This is a genomic window from Testudinibacter aquarius (assembly GCF_004342725.1).
GTDB lineage: Bacteria > Pseudomonadota > Gammaproteobacteria > Enterobacterales > Pasteurellaceae > Chelonobacter > Chelonobacter aquarius.
In genome coordinates this window covers 115,037-133,153 of record NZ_SMCP01000003.1, presented here as the reverse complement: position 1 = coordinate 133,153, position 18,117 = coordinate 115,037, and the positions used below count along the sequence as shown (strand labels likewise).

Below are 18,117 nucleotides of genomic sequence, written 5' to 3'. Positions count from 1 at the left end.
GCATATCAAGGAATTTAAATCCGGGAAACCGGAGTGTATTCAGGAGCTATAAGCCAATGGCATTAAATCTTCAAGACAAACAAGCAATTGTTGCTGAAGTAAACGAAGCAGCCAAAGGTGCCCTATCAGCAGTGATTGCGGATTCTCGCGGTGTGACTGTGGATAAAATGACTGAATTGCGTAAAACTGCGCGTGAAGCCGGTGTTACTATGCGTGTCGTGCGTAATACTTTATTACGTCGTGCGGTAGAAGGCACTGACTACGAGTGCTTGAAAGACGTGATGACAGGTCCGACACTTATCGCATTTTCTAATGAGCATCCGGGCGCAGCTGCACGTTTGTTCAAAGATTTCGCAAAAGCGAACGATAAGTTCGAACTTAAAGGTGCCGCTTTCGAAGGTAAAATCCAAGATGTTGAATTCTTAGCAACATTGCCGACTTACGACGAAGCGATTGCACGTTTAATGGGTACTATGAAAGAAGCTGCGGCAGGCAAACTTGCTCGCACTCTTGCGGCATTACGCGACAAATTACAAGAAGCTGCTTAATTATCAAAGCGTTTCTTACCTCGTTTAATTTATTTACTTTAGGAATTGATTGTCATGTCATTAACTAACGAACAAATCATTGAAGCGATTGCTTCTAAAACTGTCACTGAAATCGTAGAATTAATTTCTGCAATGGAAGAAAAATTCGGTGTTTCTGCAGCAGCGGCAGCAGTAGCTGTAGCAGCAGGTCCAGCAGAAGCAGCAGAAGAGAAAACTGAATTCGATGTAGTATTAACTGCAGCGGGCGCTAACAAAGTTGCTGTTATCAAAGCAGTACGTGGTGCAACCGGTTTGGGCTTGAAAGAAGCGAAAGACTTGGTTGAATCTGCACCGGCAGCTCTGAAAGAAGGCATCTCTAAAGCTGAAGCTGAAGAACTGAAGAAAACATTAGAAGAAGCGGGCGCTTCTGTTGAACTTAAATAATTAATTTTATTTAGGTTTATAGCCTGTTATAGGCGGATGGCTAGCGGTTTAGACTGCTAGCCATTTTGTGCCTTTAAAAAATAGAAGTGAATATGCCGTTTTTTTATTTCTATAACTGCTTGATAAAATAGTGATTATTGATTTTATCGAGCCTGCACCAGAAGTTTTGCCGGTGATTATTCGGCAAAAAAGTGAAAGTGCGGTACCAACAAACGGTATCGATAGCATTGCCACCTTGTTAATTTGATCGCAAGTGTGCGCGAATTTTGGGTCACCGATCAGCGAGCAGAGGAACCCTATGGTTTACTCCTATACCGAGAAAAAACGTATTCGTAAAAACTTTGGCAAACGTCAACAAGTTTTAAATGTACCTTATTTATTAACAATCCAAATCGATTCTTTCGATAAATTTATTCAGCAAGATCCGGAAGGGCAGCAAGGACTGGAAGCGGCGTTCCGCTCAGTGTTTCCGATTGTCAGCAATAACGGCAGCACTGAATTGCAATATGTGAGCTATAAGTTAGGTGAACCAGTATTTGATGTCCGTGAATGTCAAATCCGTGGGACAACTTATTCTGCGCCGTTGAGAGTTAAACTGCGTTTAGTCAGCTACGATCGTGATGCTGCACCGGGTACGGTAAAAGACATCAAAGAAAATGATGTGTATATGGGGGAAATCCCATTGATGACCGACAACGGAACTTTTGTGATCAACGGCACCGAGCGTGTTATTGTTTCGCAATTACACCGTAGTCCGGGGGTTTTCTTTGACAGCGATAAAGGTAAAACCCATTCTTCGGGGAAAGTGCTGTATAACGCACGTATTATTCCTTACCGTGGTTCATGGCTGGATTTTGAATTTGATCCGAAAGATAACTTATTTGCGCGTATCGACCGTCGCCGTAAATTACCTGCTACGATTATCCTGCGTGCATTGAACTACACCACTGAAGAAATTCTGGCGCTGTTCTTTGAGAAAGTGAACTTCAGCATTGATGACAATAAATTGATGATGGAACTGGTGCCGGAGCGTTTGCGCGGTGAAACTGCCAGCTTTGATATTGAAGCTAACGGCACCGTTTATATTGAGCGCGGACGTCGTATCACGGCACGCCATATCCGTCAGTTAGAAAAAGATAAAATCTCTCAAGTTGTGGTTCCGACAGAATATATTGTCGGCAAAATTATCGCTAAAGATTATGTTGATCTTGAGAGTGGTGAATTGATCTGTGCGGCGAATGCGGAAATTACATTAGAAATTTTGGCTAAATTGAGCCAAGCCGGTTATAAAGATATTGAAGTGCTGTTCACCAATGATTTAGATCATGGACCTTATATTTCAGAAACTTTACGAGTGGATCCGTCACATGACCGTTTAAGCGCACTGGTTGAAATTTACCGTATGATGCGTCCGGGCGAACCACCGACAAAAGAAGCGGCTGAGTCGCTGTTTGACAATCTATTCTTCTCTAGTGATCGTTATGATCTTTCTGCGGTTGGCCGCATGAAATTCAACCGCTCTTTGAATATTCCGGAAGGGGAAGGCAGCGGTATCCTGAGCAATGATGACATTGTGATGGTGATGAAAAAACTGATCGAGATCCGTAACGGTCGTGGTGAAGTCGATGATATCGATCACTTAGGCAACCGTCGTATTCGTTCAGTGGGCGAGATGGCGGAAAATCAATTCCGCATCGGCTTGGTGCGTGTTGAAAGAGCGGTTAGAGAGCGCTTGTCGTTAGGCGATTTGGACGGTGTAACGCCACAAGATTTGATCAATGCCAAACCGATTTCGGCGGCGGTGAAAGAGTTCTTTGGTTCGTCCCAATTGTCGCAATTTATGGATCAGAACAACCCATTGTCGGAAGTGACCCACAAACGCCGTATTTCTGCTTTAGGGCCGGGCGGTTTGACTCGTGAGCGCGCCGGCTTTGAGGTGCGTGACGTTCACGCGACTCACTACGGTCGTGTTTGTCCGATTGAAACCCCTGAAGGTCCAAACATCGGTTTGATCAACTCCTTGTCGGTGTATGCACGTACTAATGATTACGGTTTCTTGGAAACCCCATATCGTAAAGTGGTTGACGGGCAAGTGACGGAAGAAATCGAATATTTGTCAGCGATTGAAGAAGGCAAATATGTGATTGCACAGGCGAACTCCAACTTGGATGAAAATTCACGCTTTACCGATACCTTCGTGACTTGTCGTGGTGAACACGGCGAAGCCGGTTTGTATAAAGCCGATGAAATCCAATATATGGATATCTCCACGCAACAAGTGGTTTCGGTGGCGGCGGCCTTGATTCCATTCTTGGAACACGACGATGCCAACCGTGCCTTGATGGGTGCGAACATGCAACGTCAAGCGGTGCCTACTCTGCGTGCCGATAAACCGTTGGTCGGAACCGGAATTGAGAAAGCGGTAGCCGTGGACTCCGGGGTAACCGTGGTCGCCAAACGTGGCGGTTATGTACAATATATCGATGCTTCACGCATCGTGATTAAAGTCAATGAAGACGAAACCGTACCGGGCGAAGCAGGAATTGATATTTATAACCTGACCAAATACACCCGTTCGAACCAAAACACCTGTATCAACCAAGTGCCTTGTATTTCACTGGGCGAACCGATTGAGCGTGGTGAAGTGTTGGCAGACGGTCCGTCCACCGATTTGGGTGAATTGGCGTTAGGTCAAAACATGCGCGTGGCATTTATGCCATGGAACGGTTATAACTTCGAAGACTCGATGTTGGTTTCTGAGCGAGTAGTACAAGAAGATCGTTTTACGACGATTCACATTCAAGAATTGACCGCAGTTGCGCGTGATACCAAACTGGGCGCAGAAGAGATTACTGCCGATATTCCTAACGTAGGTGAAGCAGCACTGAGCAAACTGGACGAATCCGGTATCGTATATATCGGGGCGGAAGTCAAAGGTGGCGATATTCTGGTGGGTAAAGTCACCCCGAAAGGTGAAACACAATTAACCCCGGAAGAAAAATTGTTGCGGGCGATCTTCGGTGAAAAAGCCTCTGATGTAAAAGATTCTTCTCTACGGGTACCAAACAGTGTTTCCGGTACGGTAATCGACGTACAAGTCTTCACCCGTGATGGTGTAGAAAAGGATAAACGTGCGCTTGAAATTGAAGAGATGCAGTTAAAACAAGCCAAGAAAGATCTGGTGGAAGAACTGGAGATTTTGGAAGCCGGTTTGTTTACTCGTGTGCGTAACCTGTTATTGAATAACGGTATTGAAGAGAAACAACTGGATAAGCTGACCCGTAACCAATGGTTGGAACAGTCTTTGGCTGATGAAAATCAACAAAATCAGTTGGAACAGTTGGCAGAGCAGCATGAAGAGTTGCGCAAAGAGTTTGAACGCAAACTGGAAATTAAACGTCATAAAATCATCCAAGGCGACGATTTAGCACCGGGTGTGTTGAAAATCGTCAAAGTCTATCTGGCAGTGAAACGTCAGATTCAGCCGGGTGATAAAATGGCGGGTCGCCATGGTAACAAAGGGGTTATCTCAAAAATCAATCCGGTTGAAGACATGCCGTACGACGAAAACGGGCAGCCGGTCGATATCGTCTTGAATCCATTGGGCGTACCGTCACGGATGAATATCGGTCAGATTTTGGAAACACACTTGGGCTTGGCGGCTAAAGGCGTGGGTGACAAGATCAATGCAATGATTAAACAGCAACAATCTGTAGCTAAATTACGTGATTATATTCAACGCGCGTATGATTTGGGCGGCGAAAGTCAAAAAGTGGATCTTGCAACCTTCAGTGATGATGAAGTGATGCGTTTGGCGCAAAACCTGCGTAAAGGAATGCCGTTGGCAACACCGGTATTTGACGGTGCTCACGAAAGCGAAATCAAAGGCTTGTTAGAATTGGCAGATCTGCCAACTTCCGGTCAGATTACGTTGTTTGACGGGCGTACCGGCGAGAAATTCGAACGTCCGGTAACCGTAGGCTATATGTACATGCTGAAATTGAACCACTTGGTTGATGACAAAATGCACGCCCGTTCCACCGGTTCGTACAGCTTGGTTACCCAACAACCATTGGGTGGTAAAGCCCAGTTCGGGGGACAACGTTTCGGGGAGATGGAAGTATGGGCATTGGAAGCTTATGGTGCTGCTTATACCCTGCAAGAGATGCTGACCGTGAAATCCGATGACGTGAATGGTCGTACCAAAATGTATAAAAACATTGTGGACGGCGCACATCAGATGGAACCGGGAATGCCTGAATCCTTCAATGTGTTGTTGAAAGAGATTCGCTCGCTGGGGATTAATATTGATCTGGATGAAGATCGTTAATCTCTTCCATCTGAGCAACGATAAAATATGCTCAAGTGCGGTTTGACCGCACTTGAATTAAGTTTAACTCCGACAGGAGCAAATCTGTGAAAGACTTAGTTAAGTTTTTGAAAGCACAAACGAAATCTTCAGAAGATTTTGATGTGATTAAAATTGGGCTGGCTTCTCCCGACATGATCCGTTCATGGTCTTTCGGTGAAGTGAAAAAGCCGGAAACCATTAACTACCGTACGTTTAAACCGGAACGTGACGGTTTATTTTGCGCACGCATTTTCGGGCCGGTTAAAGATTACGAATGTTTGTGCGGAAAATACAAACGCTTAAAACATCGTGGCGTAATCTGTGAAAAGTGCGGTGTCGAAGTTACGCAAACCAAAGTACGTCGTGAGCGTATGGGACACATCGAACTGGCTTCACCGGTAGCGCATATCTGGTTCTTAAAATCGCTACCGTCCCGTATTGGTTTATTGTTAGATATGCCATTGCGTGATATTGAGCGTGTGCTGTATTTCGAAAGCTATATTGTTACTGAGCCGGGCATGACCGACTTGGAGCGCGGTCAACTGTTGACCGAAGAACAATTTATGGATGCGGAAGACCGTTGGGCGGACGAATTCGAAGCCAAAATGGGGGCAGAAGCGATCCAACATTTGTTGCAACAAATGGATTTGGCGCACCAATGCGAAACGCTGCGTGAAGAGCTGCAAGAAACCAGCTCTGAAACCAAACGTAAAAAAATTACTAAACGTTTAAAATTGCTGGAAGCCTTTATTCAATCCGGCAACAATCCTGAGTGGATGGTGTTGACTGTGCTGCCGGTACTACCGCCGGATCTGCGTCCGTTAGTGCCGTTGGATGGGGGACGTTTTGCGACATCTGATCTGAACGATTTATATCGTCGTGTGATCAACCGTAACAACCGTTTGAAACGCTTACTGGATCTGGTTGCACCGGATATTATCGTACGCAACGAAAAACGGATGCTGCAAGAATCGGTCGATGCGTTGTTAGACAACGGTCGCCGTGGTCGTGCGATCACCGGTTCCAACAAACGTGCGCTGAAATCCCTTGCGGATATGATCAAAGGAAAACAAGGCCGTTTCCGTCAAAACTTGTTGGGTAAACGGGTTGACTATTCCGGTCGTTCGGTTATTACCGTCGGTCCATACCTGCATTTGCATCAATGCGGTTTGCCGAAAAAAATGGCGTTGGAACTGTTCCGTCCGTTTATCTATGCCAAATTAGAAAGCCAAGGCTATGCTTCAACCATCAAAGCTGCCAAGAAAATGGTAGAGCGTGAAGATGCGATTGTTTGGGATATTCTGGCTGATGTTATCCGTGAACATCCGATCCTGTTGAACCGTGCGCCAACCTTGCACCGGTTGGGGATCCAAGCATTCGAACCGTTGTTGATCGAAGGTAAAGCGATCCAATTACATCCATTGGTGTGTGCGGCATTCAACGCCGACTTTGACGGAGACCAAATGGCGGTACACGTACCGTTGACGCTAGAAGCGCAATTGGAAGCGCGTGCGTTGATGATGTCGACCAACAATATCTTATCACCGGCAAACGGTGAGCCGATCATTGTTCCGTCACAAGACGTGGTGTTGGGTCTGTACTATATGACCCGTGAAAAAGTGAATGCTAAAGGCGAAGGCATGTATCTGCAAAATCCACTGGAAGCAGAGAAAGCCTACCGTACCGGACAAGCAGAATTGCATGCGCGGGTTAAAGTGCGGATCACCGAATATGTAAAATCTTCTAGCAATGAGTTTGAAGCGGTCACCACGCTGACCGAAACCACTATCGGACGTGCAATCTTATGGATGATTGCGCCGAGAGGCATGCCGTTTGAGTTATTTAACCAAACTTTAGGCAAAAAAGCGATTTCTCGTTTAATCAATGCCTGTTACCGTTTGTTGGGCATGAAATCCAGCGTAATTTTTGCCGACCAAATCATGTATACCGGTTTTGCCTATGCGGCACGTTCCGGTGCATCGGTCGGGATTGACGATATGGTGATTCCGGATCAGAAAAATGAAATTATTTCTGCGGCGGAAAGTGAAGTTGAAGAGATTCAGGAGCAATTCCAATCGGGTCTTGTAACCGCCGGTGAGCGTTACAATAAAGTCATCGATATTTGGGCGGCAGCGAATGAACGTGTTGCCAAAGCGATGATGGAAAACCTGTCAACCGAAGAAGTGATTAACCGTGACGGAGTGCCGGAAAAACAAGCCTCCTTTAACAGCATCTTTATGATGGCGGATTCTGGCGCGCGGGGTTCTGCGGCGCAGATTCGTCAGTTGGCGGGAATGCGTGGCTTGATGGCGCGTCCGGATGGCTCGATCATTGAGACGCCGATTACTGCGAACTTCCGCGAAGGCTTGAACGTACTGCAATACTTTATTTCCACCCACGGGGCGCGTAAAGGTTTGGCAGATACCGCACTTAAAACAGCGAACTCCGGTTACTTGACCCGTCGTCTGGTTGACGTGGCGCAAGATTTGGTGATTGTCGAAGACGATTGTGGTACCGAAGAAGGTATCGTCATGACCCCGTTAATCGAGGGTGGTGATGTTAAAGAGGCGTTGCGTGAACGCGTATTGGGGCGTGTGGTCGCAGAAGATGTTCTGGTACCGGGCACTGATCAGGTCTTGATTCCACGCAATACTTTGTTAGACGAAAAATTGTGCGATGTGATTGACGCCAACTCGGTAGACAGCATCAAAGTGCGGTCAGTGGTAACCTGTCAAACTGATTTTGGTGTGTGCGCGAAATGTTATGGTCGTGATTTGGCTCGCGGGCATATCATCAACAATGGTGAAGCGGTTGGGGTTATTGCGGCGCAGTCTATCGGTGAGCCGGGAACACAGTTAACCATGCGGACGTTCCACATCGGGGGGGCAGCTTCCAGAGCGGCTTCTGAATCCAGCATTCAGATCAAAAATAACGGTAGTGTGCGTTTGGCAAATGCCAAGTTCGTTACTAACAAAGACGGCAAATTGGTGATTACTTCGCGTAATACTGAACTGACGGTGATTGACGGCTTCGGACGCACCAAAGAGAACTATAAAGTGCCTTACGGAGCGACATTGAGCAAGCATGACGGCAGTGATGTTAATGCCGGCGAAATCATCGCTAACTGGGATCCGCATACCATGCCGGTTATCTCGGAAGTAGAAGGTTTTGTGCAGTTCGTGGATATCGTTGATGGTGTGACGGTTAGCCGTCAAACCGACGAATTGACAGGATTGTCTTCCGTTGTGGTACAGGATGTGGGTGAACGTGCGACTGCCGGTAAAGACTTGCGTCCAGCGTTGCGTGTGGTCGATGCTAAAGGCAATCCGGTGCTGATTGCAGGTACTGATGTGCCGGCGCAATACTTCTTGCCGGGTAAAGCGATTGTCACCTTGGACGATAACGCCGAAATCAATATCGGGGAACCATTGGCACGTATCCCGCAAGAGTCTGCCGGAACCAAAGATATTACCGGTGGTTTGCCGCGCGTTGCCGATTTGTTCGAAGCACGCAAACCGAAAGAACCTGCAATTATGGCAGAAATTTCCGGTATCGTCTCGTTTGGTAAAGAGACCAAGGGCAAGCGTCGTTTACTGATTACACCGAGCGAAGGTGAAGTGTATGAAGAGATGATCCCGAAATGGCGTCAATTGAACGTGTTTGAAGGCGAGTTGGTGTCTCGCGGTGATATTATCTCCGAAGGGGCGGAAACGCCACATGATATTCTGCGTTTGCGCGGAATCCGTGCGGTGACTGAATATATCGTCAACGAAGTGCAAGAAGTTTACCGCTTGCAAGGGGTAAAAATTAACGATAAGCACATTGAAGTCATTGTACGTCAAATGTTGCGTAAAGCGATTATTACCCAAGCGCATGATTCTGAATTCTTAGAAGGTGAGCAAGTGGAAGTGGCGCGCGTGAAAATTGTGAATCGCCAACGCGAGGCTGAAGGTAAGCCGTTGGTTGAATTCGAGCGTGAGTTGCTAGGTATTACCAAAGCGTCCTTGGCAACTGAGTCGTTTATTTCCGCGGCATCGTTCCAAGAAACCACGCGTGTGTTAACTGAAGCAGCAGTTGCCGGTAAACGTGACGAGTTGCGTGGTCTGAAAGAAAACGTCATCGTGGGTCGCTTGATTCCTGCAGGTACCGGTTATGTTTATCACCAAAACCGCCACAGCAACAAAATGGCTAAGGCAGAAAACGTACCGTTGGAAGAGATCGAAACCAAGTTTGACAGCGATGAAGCTGCAGCAAATTTGGCTGAAATGCTGAATATGTCGGCTGATTTCGAGTAAGCGAAGTATCTGAAAACAGAGGCCCGAAGTGTTAGCGCACTTTGGGCTTTTTTCTAGCTTTTTTAATGCGTTCTGCTGTGATAATGCTTTATAATAGCGACAAAATTATGCTATCGGAGAACAAATGCAGCGCTTACAGACGAAAGATTTTGGTTATTGGCTGCTGACCAAAGGCAGCAATATTTATTTATCGGACGGCAAATTGCCGTTCGGAACCGCCGACGAGTTAGCGCTAGACGATAAGTGCGGTATGGTGATCGGCGAATATCAAGATGCGCCACTCTGGTTGGTGGAAGAGTTTGATGACAGCCGAAATTATTTCTCGTTGCGTGATCAATTGATTCTGCCGGAGCGGATTTTCAATTTACTGAATCGTGGCGTAGCACTCAATTATTTTTGGAAAACCCATCGTTTTTGTGGGGTTTGCGGTGCTAAAACCCAAGTAATGACACCACAAGAATGGGCAGTCGAATGTACACAGTGCCAACACCGCACTTACCCGATGATTGCACCGTCGATCATTGTGGCAGTGCGCAAAGGCGATTCCATTTTACTGGCAAATCATGTACGCCATCGTGAAGAAAAAATTTATACTACGTTGGCCGGTTTTGTGGAAGTGGGCGAGACTTTGGAGCAGACAGTAGAGCGAGAAGTTTTTGAAGAGAGTGGTTTGAAAATAAAAAATCTGCGTTACATTGGCAGCCAGCCATGGTCGTTCCCCAATTCATTGATGTTGGGTTTTTTGGCAGATTATGCCGAGGGAGAGATTGCGATTCAGCCGGAAGAGTTGAATGATGCAGGTTGGTTTCGCTATGATGCCGGATTACCGCACTTGCCGCCACCCGGCACGATTGCACGCAAACTAATTGAACTCAGTCAGCAAATTTGCGCAGATGAAGCACAACAGCCCTAATAAGGAAGAAAAATGTCAGCATTAAAAAATGATCGTTATTTACGCGCGTTATTGCGCCAACCAGTTGATATGACGCCGATTTGGATGATGCGTCAAGCCGGACGTTATTTGTCGGAATATAAGGCAACCAGAGCCGAGGCTGGGGATTTTATGTCGCTGTGCCGCAATCAGGAGTTGGCATGCGAAGTCACCTTGCAGCCGTTACGCCGTTATGCGTTAGATGCGGCAATCCTGTTTTCTGATATTCTCACCATTCCTGATGCTATGGGCTTAGGTTTGAGTTTTGGCGCCGGAGAAGGGCCTAAATTTGCCAAACCAATTGAAAACCAACGTGATGTGACTAATTTGCCGATACCTGACCCGGAGCAAGAGTTGCAGTATGTGATGAATGCGGTGCGCACCATTTATAACGCACTGGACGGCAGTGTGCCGCTGATCGGTTTTTCCGGCAGCCCGTGGACGTTGGCGACCTATATGGTCGAGGGCGGCAGTAGCAAAGCCTTCACCAAAATTAAAAAAATGTTGTATGCTGAACCGCACTTGTTGCACCAGCTGTTGGATAAACTGGCAGATAGCGTCGTTTTGTATCTGAACGCACAAATTAAAGCGGGCGCTCAGGCGGTAATGGTATTTGATACTTGGGGTGGCGTGTTGGCGCACCGTGATTATCGTGATTTCTCACTGCAATATATGCACAAAATTGTGGATGGCTTAATTCGTGATTATCGTGGTCGTCGTGTACCGGTGACGCTGTTCACCAAAGGCGGAGGTTTATGGCTGGAAGCGATGGCAGCAACCGGTTGTGATGCGCTGGGCTTGGATTGGACGGTAGATTTAGCGCAAGCACGCGCCCGAGTCGGACATAAGGTCGCCTTGCAAGGGAATATCGACCCGAGCGTACTGTATGCCGATCAAGCACGGATTGAACAGGAAGTGCAGCAAACCTTACAAGATTTTGGCGCAGGTAGCGGACATGTGTTCAATTTGGGACACGGCATTCATCAAGATGTCTCGCCGGACAGTCCGAAATATCTGGTTGATGCGGTGCACCGTTTTTCACAGCACTACCACGCAACGGAGAAATAACAGATGCGTAACCCGATTCAAAAACGCTTGGAACATTTTGAAACTTGGCAGCATTTGGCGTTTATGTTGTGTTTGTGCGAAAGAATGTATCCCAATTTTCAGCTGTTTTGCCAAATGCAGGATAAAATGCAGGACAGCAAGGTGTATCACAATATTCTCAATCTGGTTTGGGAATATTTGACAGTTAAAGGGGCTAAAATTAATTTTGAATCGCAACTGGAGAAGCTGGAAGCGATTATTCCGGATATTAATGAATACGATTCTTATGGTGTTATTCCTGCGGCAGATGCCTGCGAAGGTTTGTCACAAGTGCTACATACCATTATTTCCGGATCAAGCTTAGAACAGGCGATTTTGGTCAGTAAATTGTCACTGCAGACAGTGGCTTCTCTGTTGGAAACCGAACAAGACCGCACTTTAAATGAAAAGGAACTTAAAGAGTCGGCAGAGATTCAACAAGAATTAGACGTGCAATGGCTGATTTACCGCACCTTAAATGAAGCGGAAGAACGAGATGTTGAATTGCTGCTGAGTCTTAAAAATGAATTACGCGAAGAGGCAGTTAGCAATATCGGTATAAAAATTGACCTTTAAGTGTGATTTTTCGCTGAATTTAATGATTTATAGCTTTCAATCTCAAGCAACTTAGATTAATCTTAGGTTACTGTTTTTAGACAGCTATTGCACCAAGAATATCCAGATATTCAATCCATACAAAAGCTTAACTTAAACATCAATAACAAGGGGTACTATCTTATGAATAAAGCAGAACTGATTGATGCAATTGCATCTGCTGCAGAGTTAAACAAAAAACAAGCTAAAGCAGCTTTAGAAGCGACTTTAACTGCAATTACTGACAGCTTGAAGGCAGGCGATCCGGTTCAATTAATCGGTTTCGGTACTTTCAAAGTGAACCAACGACAAGCCCGTACCGGTCGTAATCCACAAACCGGACAGGAAATCCAAATTGCAGCGGCTAAAGTGCCGGCATTTGTTTCCGGTAAAGCATTAAAAGATGCTATCAAATAATAGAATTGAATTTTGTGTGATAAGAACCTCTGGCGACAGGGGTTTTTTTATACCTGAAATTTGACAATATCTGTTTTTTTACTCTATTTGATAAAAGAATAGTTGAAGTTTTGAATCTGTTTCGATATTATTTCGAACCGAAACTTATGAGGCTTTTTTTAGTAGGGTAAAATGTCAAAACGAAATAGTTCACAGCGCCGCCATTTGATAATGCAACGCTTGCAAGCCAGTGGTGAAATCTCAGTTGATGAACTAGTGCAGCATTTCAGTACTTCCGAAGTGACTATCCGTAAAGACCTGACCGCACTTGAAAATAGTGGTTTACTGTTGCGTCGTTACGGCGGGGCTGTATTAATGCCGGCTGAGATTTTGACTGATGAAAATGATGAACCGTTTTCAAAAGATAAGCTGTCGATTGCCAAAGTTGCAGCAGCACGGATTCGCGATCATAACCGGATTATTATTGATTCCGGTAGTACCACCGCAGCACTGATCAAACAGCTGAACCCGAAGCAAGGCTTGGTGGTGATGACCAATTCATTAGCGGTAGCCAAACAACTGACCGAATTGGAAAACGAGCCTACTTTACTGATGACCGGCGGTACATGGGATATCCGTTCTGAATCCTTTCAGGGACAGGTTGCGGAGCAGGTGTTGCGTTCTTATGATTTTGATCAATTGTTTATTGGTGCAGACGGCATTGATTTGGCGCGTGGCACCACAACGTTTAACGAGCTGGTCGGTTTAAGCCGGGTGATGGCAGAAACGGCTCGGGAAGTGGTGGTGATGGTCGAATCACAAAAAATTGGACGTAAAATGCCAAATTTGGAGCTGAACTGGCAGCAGATCGATGTTCTGGTGACGGATAATCAAATCAGCCAAGAGATGAAGCAAAAGATCGAAGCCAATGATGTTGAAGTAGTTTTGGCTAACTAATTTATTATTGATTAAACAAAGGAAAAAATATGTGTGGAATCGTAGGTGCTGTTGCTCAACGTGATGTAGCAGAAATTTTAATTGAAGGTTTACACCGTTTGGAATATCGTGGTTATGATTCTGCCGGCGTTGCCGTAGTGGATGAACAGCATAATTTACAACGCGTGCGTTGTTTAGGTAAAGTGAAAGCGCTGGACGAAGCCGTTGCCAAACAGCCGTTAATCGGCGGCACAGGGATTGCACACACCCGTTGGGCGACCCATGGCGAGCCGTCGGAAGCCAATGCGCACCCGCACGTTTCCGGCGAAATTACGGTGGTGCATAACGGTATTATCGAAAACCATGAAGAATTGCGCGAAAGCTTGAAAGCGCGTGGTTACGTTTTCACTTCGCAAACCGATACCGAAGTGATTGCTCACTTGGTCGAATGGGAAAACCGCACTTCAGCCAGCTTACTGGAAGCAGTACAAAAAACCGTGCGACAACTGATCGGTGCTTACGGCATGGTGGTGTTGCACCGTGCACAGCCGGAACACCTGATTGCGGCGCGCTCCGGCAGTCCGTTGGTGATCGGCTTAGGTTTGGGCGAAAACTTCTTGGCGTCCGATCAACTGGCGCTGTTAAGCGTGACCCGCCGTTTTATCTTCTTGGAAGAGGGTGATATTGCTGAAATCAGCCGCCGTAACATTGATATTTATAGCCGTGACGGTGAGAAGGTTGAGCGTCAGGTGCACGAATCCAACCTGGAAAATGATGCTGCTGAAAAAGGCAAATACCGTCATTTTATGCAAAAAGAGATTTTTGAGCAGCCGACTGCGATTGTCAATACGCTGGAAGGGCGGATCGCCAATGACAGCGTCATTATCGAAAGCATCGGCAACGGCGCACGTGAGATTTTGGAAAAAGTAGAACACGTACAAATTGTGGCGTGCGGTACCTCGTACAATTCCGGCATGGCGGCACGTTACTGGTTCGAAGCGTTAGCTGGGGTCAGCTGCGATGTGGAAATCGCCTCTGAATTTCGGTATCGTAAATTCGTCACTCGCCCGAACAGCCTGTTGCTGACCCTGTCGCAATCCGGCGAAACCGCCGATACCTTAGCGGCATTGCGTCTTGCCAAAGAGAAAGGCTATATGTCGGCAATGACAATTTGTAACGTCTCCGGCTCATCGCTGGTGCGCGAATCCGACTTGGCGTTTATGACCCGTGCCGGGGTTGAAATCGGGGTTGCATCGACCAAAGCCTTTACCACTCAATTGGCGACGATGTTATTATTGGTGCTGGCGATCGGCAAATTAAACGGCAATATTTCGGCTGAAAAAGAGCGTGCAATCATCAAATCGTTACAAAGCCTGCCGGCAAAAATCGAGCAAGCGTTGGCGTTTGATGGTGCCATTGAAAAATTATCAGAAGATTTTGCCGAGAAACACCATACCCTGTTCTTAGGGCGTGGCGAATACTACCCGATTGCGATGGAAGCGGCGTTAAAATTGAAAGAGATTTCCTATATCCACGCCGAAGCTTATGCTGCGGGTGAGTTAAAACACGGTCCGTTAGCCTTGATTGATGCGGATATGCCGGTGGTGGTGGTGGCTCCGAACAATGAATTGCTGGAAAAACTGAAATCTAATATTGAAGAAGTGCGTGCCCGTGGCGGTCAGTTGTATGTATTCGCCGATGAAAAAGCCGGCTTTAATTCTACACCGGATATGAAAATCATCACCATGCCGGAGGTGGACGAAGTCGTGGCACCGATTTTCTATACCGTGCCAATGCAGCTGCTGGCATACCATGTGGCTTTAATCAAAGGCACCGATGTGGATCAACCACGTAACTTGGCAAAAGCGGTGACAGTGGAATAAGCCAATTCGCCTTTATCACAAGCAAACCGCACTTTGGGGTTGAAACCTAAAGTGCGGTTTTTTTAATGGCTCAAAGAAGAGTCTGGATTTTATCCCATAAAAAATCCCGATCCATTGGATCGGGATTTTGTTGTATATGCCTGTCAACGATATCAACTATGCCGTGGTATATTTCGGTTCGCTGAACACACTGACTGCCGGTGCTTCGCCACTGTATTTTTCTACTTGCAAAATAGCGGTGTTAGGTGAATTGCCTTGTGCCAGTTTAGACGTGCCGATATCCATCGTCAGCACATTCGGGTTACCGAATTTACACAGCGGTTTTTCTGCCGTGCCCAACTCGGCAGGGTCGTACCAAGCCCCTTCGTGCAAGGCGACCGTGCCTTTAATCACGCCATCACTCACCACTGCCCCGGCAAGCACTTGTCCACGTTGATTGAACAAGCGTACAATATCGCCGTTTGCGATGCCGCGTGCTTGCGCATCATCCGGATGGATCAGCACCGGTTCACGACTGTTGACAGTATATTTCTCACGCAGTGCGCTCGAGAAACACAATTGGCTGTGTAAACGGTAATAAGGGTGCGGGGTGACCAACGCCAGCGGTGCTTCGGCGGTGGTGTTGCCGGCATACTCCTCCGGCACCATCCAGCTCGGATGGCCTTTGCAGTCGTCATAGCCCATCTTAGCGACGGTGTCGGAATAGATCTCAATTTTACCCGATGGCGTGCCCAGTGGATTGAGTAGCGGATCGGCACGGAATTCGGCATAGCGCACCCATTGCTTGGCTTTATCACCCACTTTGAACGTAATCGGCTGATTGGCTTCCCAGAACTGTTCAAAGCGTGGCATTACGACCCGATTCTTGCGCGCCGCATCATAAGCGGATTGATAGAAGCCTTTCAGCCAATCCATCTCTGATTTACCTTCGGTAAATTTGTCTTCCACGCCTGCTAGTTTGGAAAGGGCAGCGAAAATATCATAATCGCTTTTCGCTTCAAATTGCGGCTCGACCGCTTTTTTCATCGGGAAGATATTCAACATCGAATAGTCGCCGCTCATGGTCAAGTCATTACGCTCAAACGAGGTGGTGACCGGCAGGACGATATCCGCCATCCGGGCAGTTGGTGTCCAGTAAATTTCGTTGACAATCACCGTATCCGGTTTTTGCCAAGCCTTGATCAGGGTGTTCGTGTCTTGGTGATGCGTAAACGGATTACCGCCCGCCCAATAGATCAATTTAATATCAGGATAAGTCACTTCGGTGCCATTATATTGGATCACTTTGCCCGGATTGAGCAGCGCATCAGAGATACGTGCCAGCGGAAAACTCATTTTTGAGGTTTCGTCCAGCCAAGTTTGCCCACCGCTTTCACCGGAGGTGTTGGCTGAAATCGCACCGACAATGCCGCCGGTTGCTGTAGGTACTCCGCCGTTGGCATAGTGGTAGCTCAAGCCGAATCCACCGCCCGGCAAACCGATTTGTCCGATCATGGAAGCTAAGGTCACCAGTGTCCAGTGAGTTTGTTCACCGTGGCGTTGGCGCTGCATGCCCCAGCCACCCATCAGCATGGTGCGTTTGGCGGCAAAATCCAGTGCCAGTTGTTTGATGGTTTCTGCCGGGACACCACAAATTTGGCTGGCCCAAGCGGCATCTTTGACCACGCCGTCTTCAGCTTTGCCCAACACATAGGCTTCGAATTTGTCATAACCGACAGTATATTTTTTCAGGAATTCTTGGTCATGTTTGCCCGCGGTGATCAAACTGTGTGCGATGCCCAGCATCAACGGTACATCGGTGGCGGTATTGACCGGAATCCATTCTGCCCCCAGATAGTCACAGGTTTCGCTGCGCACCGGATCGATACAGATCACCCGTTTGCCACTCTCTTTCAGCTTTTTGAAGTAGTCGGTTCCCTGTTGATCGGTGGAAGTCCAAGCGTTGCGCAGGGTGGTCATCGGGTTGGCTGACCATAGCACGACAATTTCGGAATGTTCCAGAATCATTTCCCAGCTGGTTTGTTGTTCGTAAACTTCTATGGTTCCCATTACATGCGGCATGATCACCTGGGCGGCACCGGTGGAGTAGTCCCCTTTAGTGCCGACAAAGCCACCGGTCAGATTCATAAAGCGGTGTAACAGGGTGCGGCTGGCATGCAGCGAGCCGGAGCTGTACCAGCCGTAGGAACCGGCAAACACGCCGGAAGGTCCTTGGCTATCGCGAACTTGTTTTAAGCCGTTATGCACCAATTCCAGCGCTTTGTCCCAAGAAACTCGTACCCATTCGTCATGTCCGCGTAAACTGGTGTCGCTTTTACCCGGATTCTCCAGATAGCCTTTACGTACCATCGGATATTTAACCCGCACGTCACTATGCACTTGCTCAGCGACAACGGTTTGTAGCTCGTTGGCAATGGTTGGTTCGATTGCCGGACCGGATTTCACTACTTTGCCGTTTTCCACCACAATCCCAATTGGGCCCCAGTGGGCGGCAGACATGACGGTGGATGATTCTGCTGCCATTGCTTTGCCGGAGGCGAGCAGGTTAGTCGTAATCCCGCCAGTGGCTGCCATGCCGACCGTACCGAGTGAAGTGGTTTTCAGGAATTGACGGCGGCTGCCGTTAATTTTTTTAGTATGACTCATGTATATCTCCTTGTTAATTAACCGTTAT

11 protein-coding genes are annotated in these 18,117 nt (G+C 47.2%); 10 read left to right on the top strand and 1 reads right to left on the bottom strand.

Features of this window, described 5'->3' with window-relative positions:
- Window positions 1-56: 56 nt before the first annotated feature.
- From rplJ to glmS, 10 genes are all read left to right on the top strand, one after another.
- Window positions 57-548, top strand: a complete 492-nt coding sequence (gene rplJ / locus EDC16_RS04100) for a 50S ribosomal protein L10 (protein ID WP_132965688.1) — start codon at window positions 57-59, stop codon at window positions 546-548.
- Window positions 549-602: 54 nt separating this feature from the next.
- The gene (gene rplL, locus EDC16_RS04095; RefSeq protein WP_132965685.1) at window positions 603-971 is read left to right on the top strand and encodes a 50S ribosomal protein L7/L12; all 369 of its coding nucleotides are present in this window, start codon (window positions 603-605) and stop codon (window positions 969-971) included.
- A 298-nt stretch (window positions 972-1,269) separates the two neighbouring features.
- Window positions 1,270-5,301 (top strand): DNA-directed RNA polymerase subunit beta, encoded by a 4,032-nt coding sequence (rpoB, locus tag EDC16_RS04090; RefSeq protein WP_132965683.1) that lies wholly within the window; start codon window positions 1,270-1,272, stop codon window positions 5,299-5,301.
- 86 nt (window positions 5,302-5,387) lie between these two features.
- Complete coding sequence (gene rpoC / locus EDC16_RS04085) at window positions 5,388-9,617, top strand: DNA-directed RNA polymerase subunit beta' (protein WP_132965681.1); 4,230 nt, start codon at window positions 5,388-5,390, stop codon at window positions 9,615-9,617.
- Window positions 9,618-9,741: 124 nt separating this feature from the next.
- On the top strand, window positions 9,742-10,530 hold the full coding sequence (gene nudC / locus EDC16_RS04080; RefSeq protein WP_132965679.1) for an NAD(+) diphosphatase: 789 nt from the start codon (window positions 9,742-9,744) through the stop codon (window positions 10,528-10,530).
- 12 nt (window positions 10,531-10,542) lie between these two features.
- Window positions 10,543-11,616, top strand: coding sequence for a uroporphyrinogen decarboxylase (hemE, locus tag EDC16_RS04075; protein WP_132965677.1), 1,074 nt, complete (start codon window positions 10,543-10,545; stop codon window positions 11,614-11,616).
- A gap of 3 nt (window positions 11,617-11,619) precedes the next feature.
- The gene (locus tag EDC16_RS04070; RefSeq protein WP_132965676.1) at window positions 11,620-12,210 is read left to right on the top strand and encodes a YjaG family protein; all 591 of its coding nucleotides are present in this window, start codon (window positions 11,620-11,622) and stop codon (window positions 12,208-12,210) included.
- A gap of 162 nt (window positions 12,211-12,372) precedes the next feature.
- Entirely contained in the window at window positions 12,373-12,645 is a 273-nt protein-coding gene (locus EDC16_RS04065) for an HU family DNA-binding protein (RefSeq protein ID WP_084256904.1), read from the top strand.
- A gap of 171 nt (window positions 12,646-12,816) precedes the next feature.
- The gene (locus EDC16_RS04060; protein ID WP_132965675.1) at window positions 12,817-13,581 is read left to right on the top strand and encodes a DeoR/GlpR family DNA-binding transcription regulator; all 765 of its coding nucleotides are present in this window, start codon (window positions 12,817-12,819) and stop codon (window positions 13,579-13,581) included.
- 29 nt (window positions 13,582-13,610) lie between these two features.
- Window positions 13,611-15,443: a glutamine--fructose-6-phosphate transaminase (isomerizing) gene (gene glmS / locus EDC16_RS04055; protein ID WP_132965674.1), complete on the top strand. Its 1,833-nt coding sequence runs from the start codon at window positions 13,611-13,613 to the stop codon at window positions 15,441-15,443.
- A 156-nt stretch (window positions 15,444-15,599) separates the two neighbouring features.
- Here glmS and torA read toward each other — a convergent pair whose 3' ends face one another.
- The gene (gene torA, locus EDC16_RS04050) at window positions 15,600-18,089 is read right to left on the bottom strand and encodes a trimethylamine-N-oxide reductase TorA (RefSeq protein WP_132965672.1); all 2,490 of its coding nucleotides are present in this window, start codon (window positions 18,087-18,089) and stop codon (window positions 15,600-15,602) included.
- Window positions 18,090-18,117: the final 28 nt, after the last annotated feature.

What these genes read in the sequence shown, in the direction of transcription:
- rplJ (WP_132965688.1), top strand. Translation starts at nt 57, where the DNA reads ATGGCATTAAATCTTCAAGACAAACAAGCAATTGTTGCTGAAGTAAAC.
- rplL (WP_132965685.1), top strand. Translation starts at nt 603, where the DNA reads ATGTCATTAACTAACGAACAAATCATTGAAGCGATTGCTTCTAAAACT.
- rpoB (WP_132965683.1), top strand. Translation starts at nt 1,270, where the DNA reads ATGGTTTACTCCTATACCGAGAAAAAACGTATTCGTAAAAACTTTGGC.
- nudC (WP_132965679.1), top strand. Translation starts at nt 9,742, where the DNA reads ATGCAGCGCTTACAGACGAAAGATTTTGGTTATTGGCTGCTGACCAAA.
- hemE (WP_132965677.1), top strand. Translation starts at nt 10,543, where the DNA reads ATGTCAGCATTAAAAAATGATCGTTATTTACGCGCGTTATTGCGCCAA.
- EDC16_RS04070 (WP_132965676.1), top strand. Translation starts at nt 11,620, where the DNA reads ATGCGTAACCCGATTCAAAAACGCTTGGAACATTTTGAAACTTGGCAG.
- EDC16_RS04065 (WP_084256904.1), top strand. Translation starts at nt 12,373, where the DNA reads ATGAATAAAGCAGAACTGATTGATGCAATTGCATCTGCTGCAGAGTTA.
- EDC16_RS04060 (WP_132965675.1), top strand. Translation starts at nt 12,817, where the DNA reads ATGTCAAAACGAAATAGTTCACAGCGCCGCCATTTGATAATGCAACGC.
- glmS (WP_132965674.1), top strand. Translation starts at nt 13,611, where the DNA reads ATGTGTGGAATCGTAGGTGCTGTTGCTCAACGTGATGTAGCAGAAATT.
- torA (WP_132965672.1), bottom strand. Translation starts at nt 18,089, where the DNA reads ATGAGTCATACTAAAAAAATTAACGGCAGCCGCCGTCAATTCCTGAAA.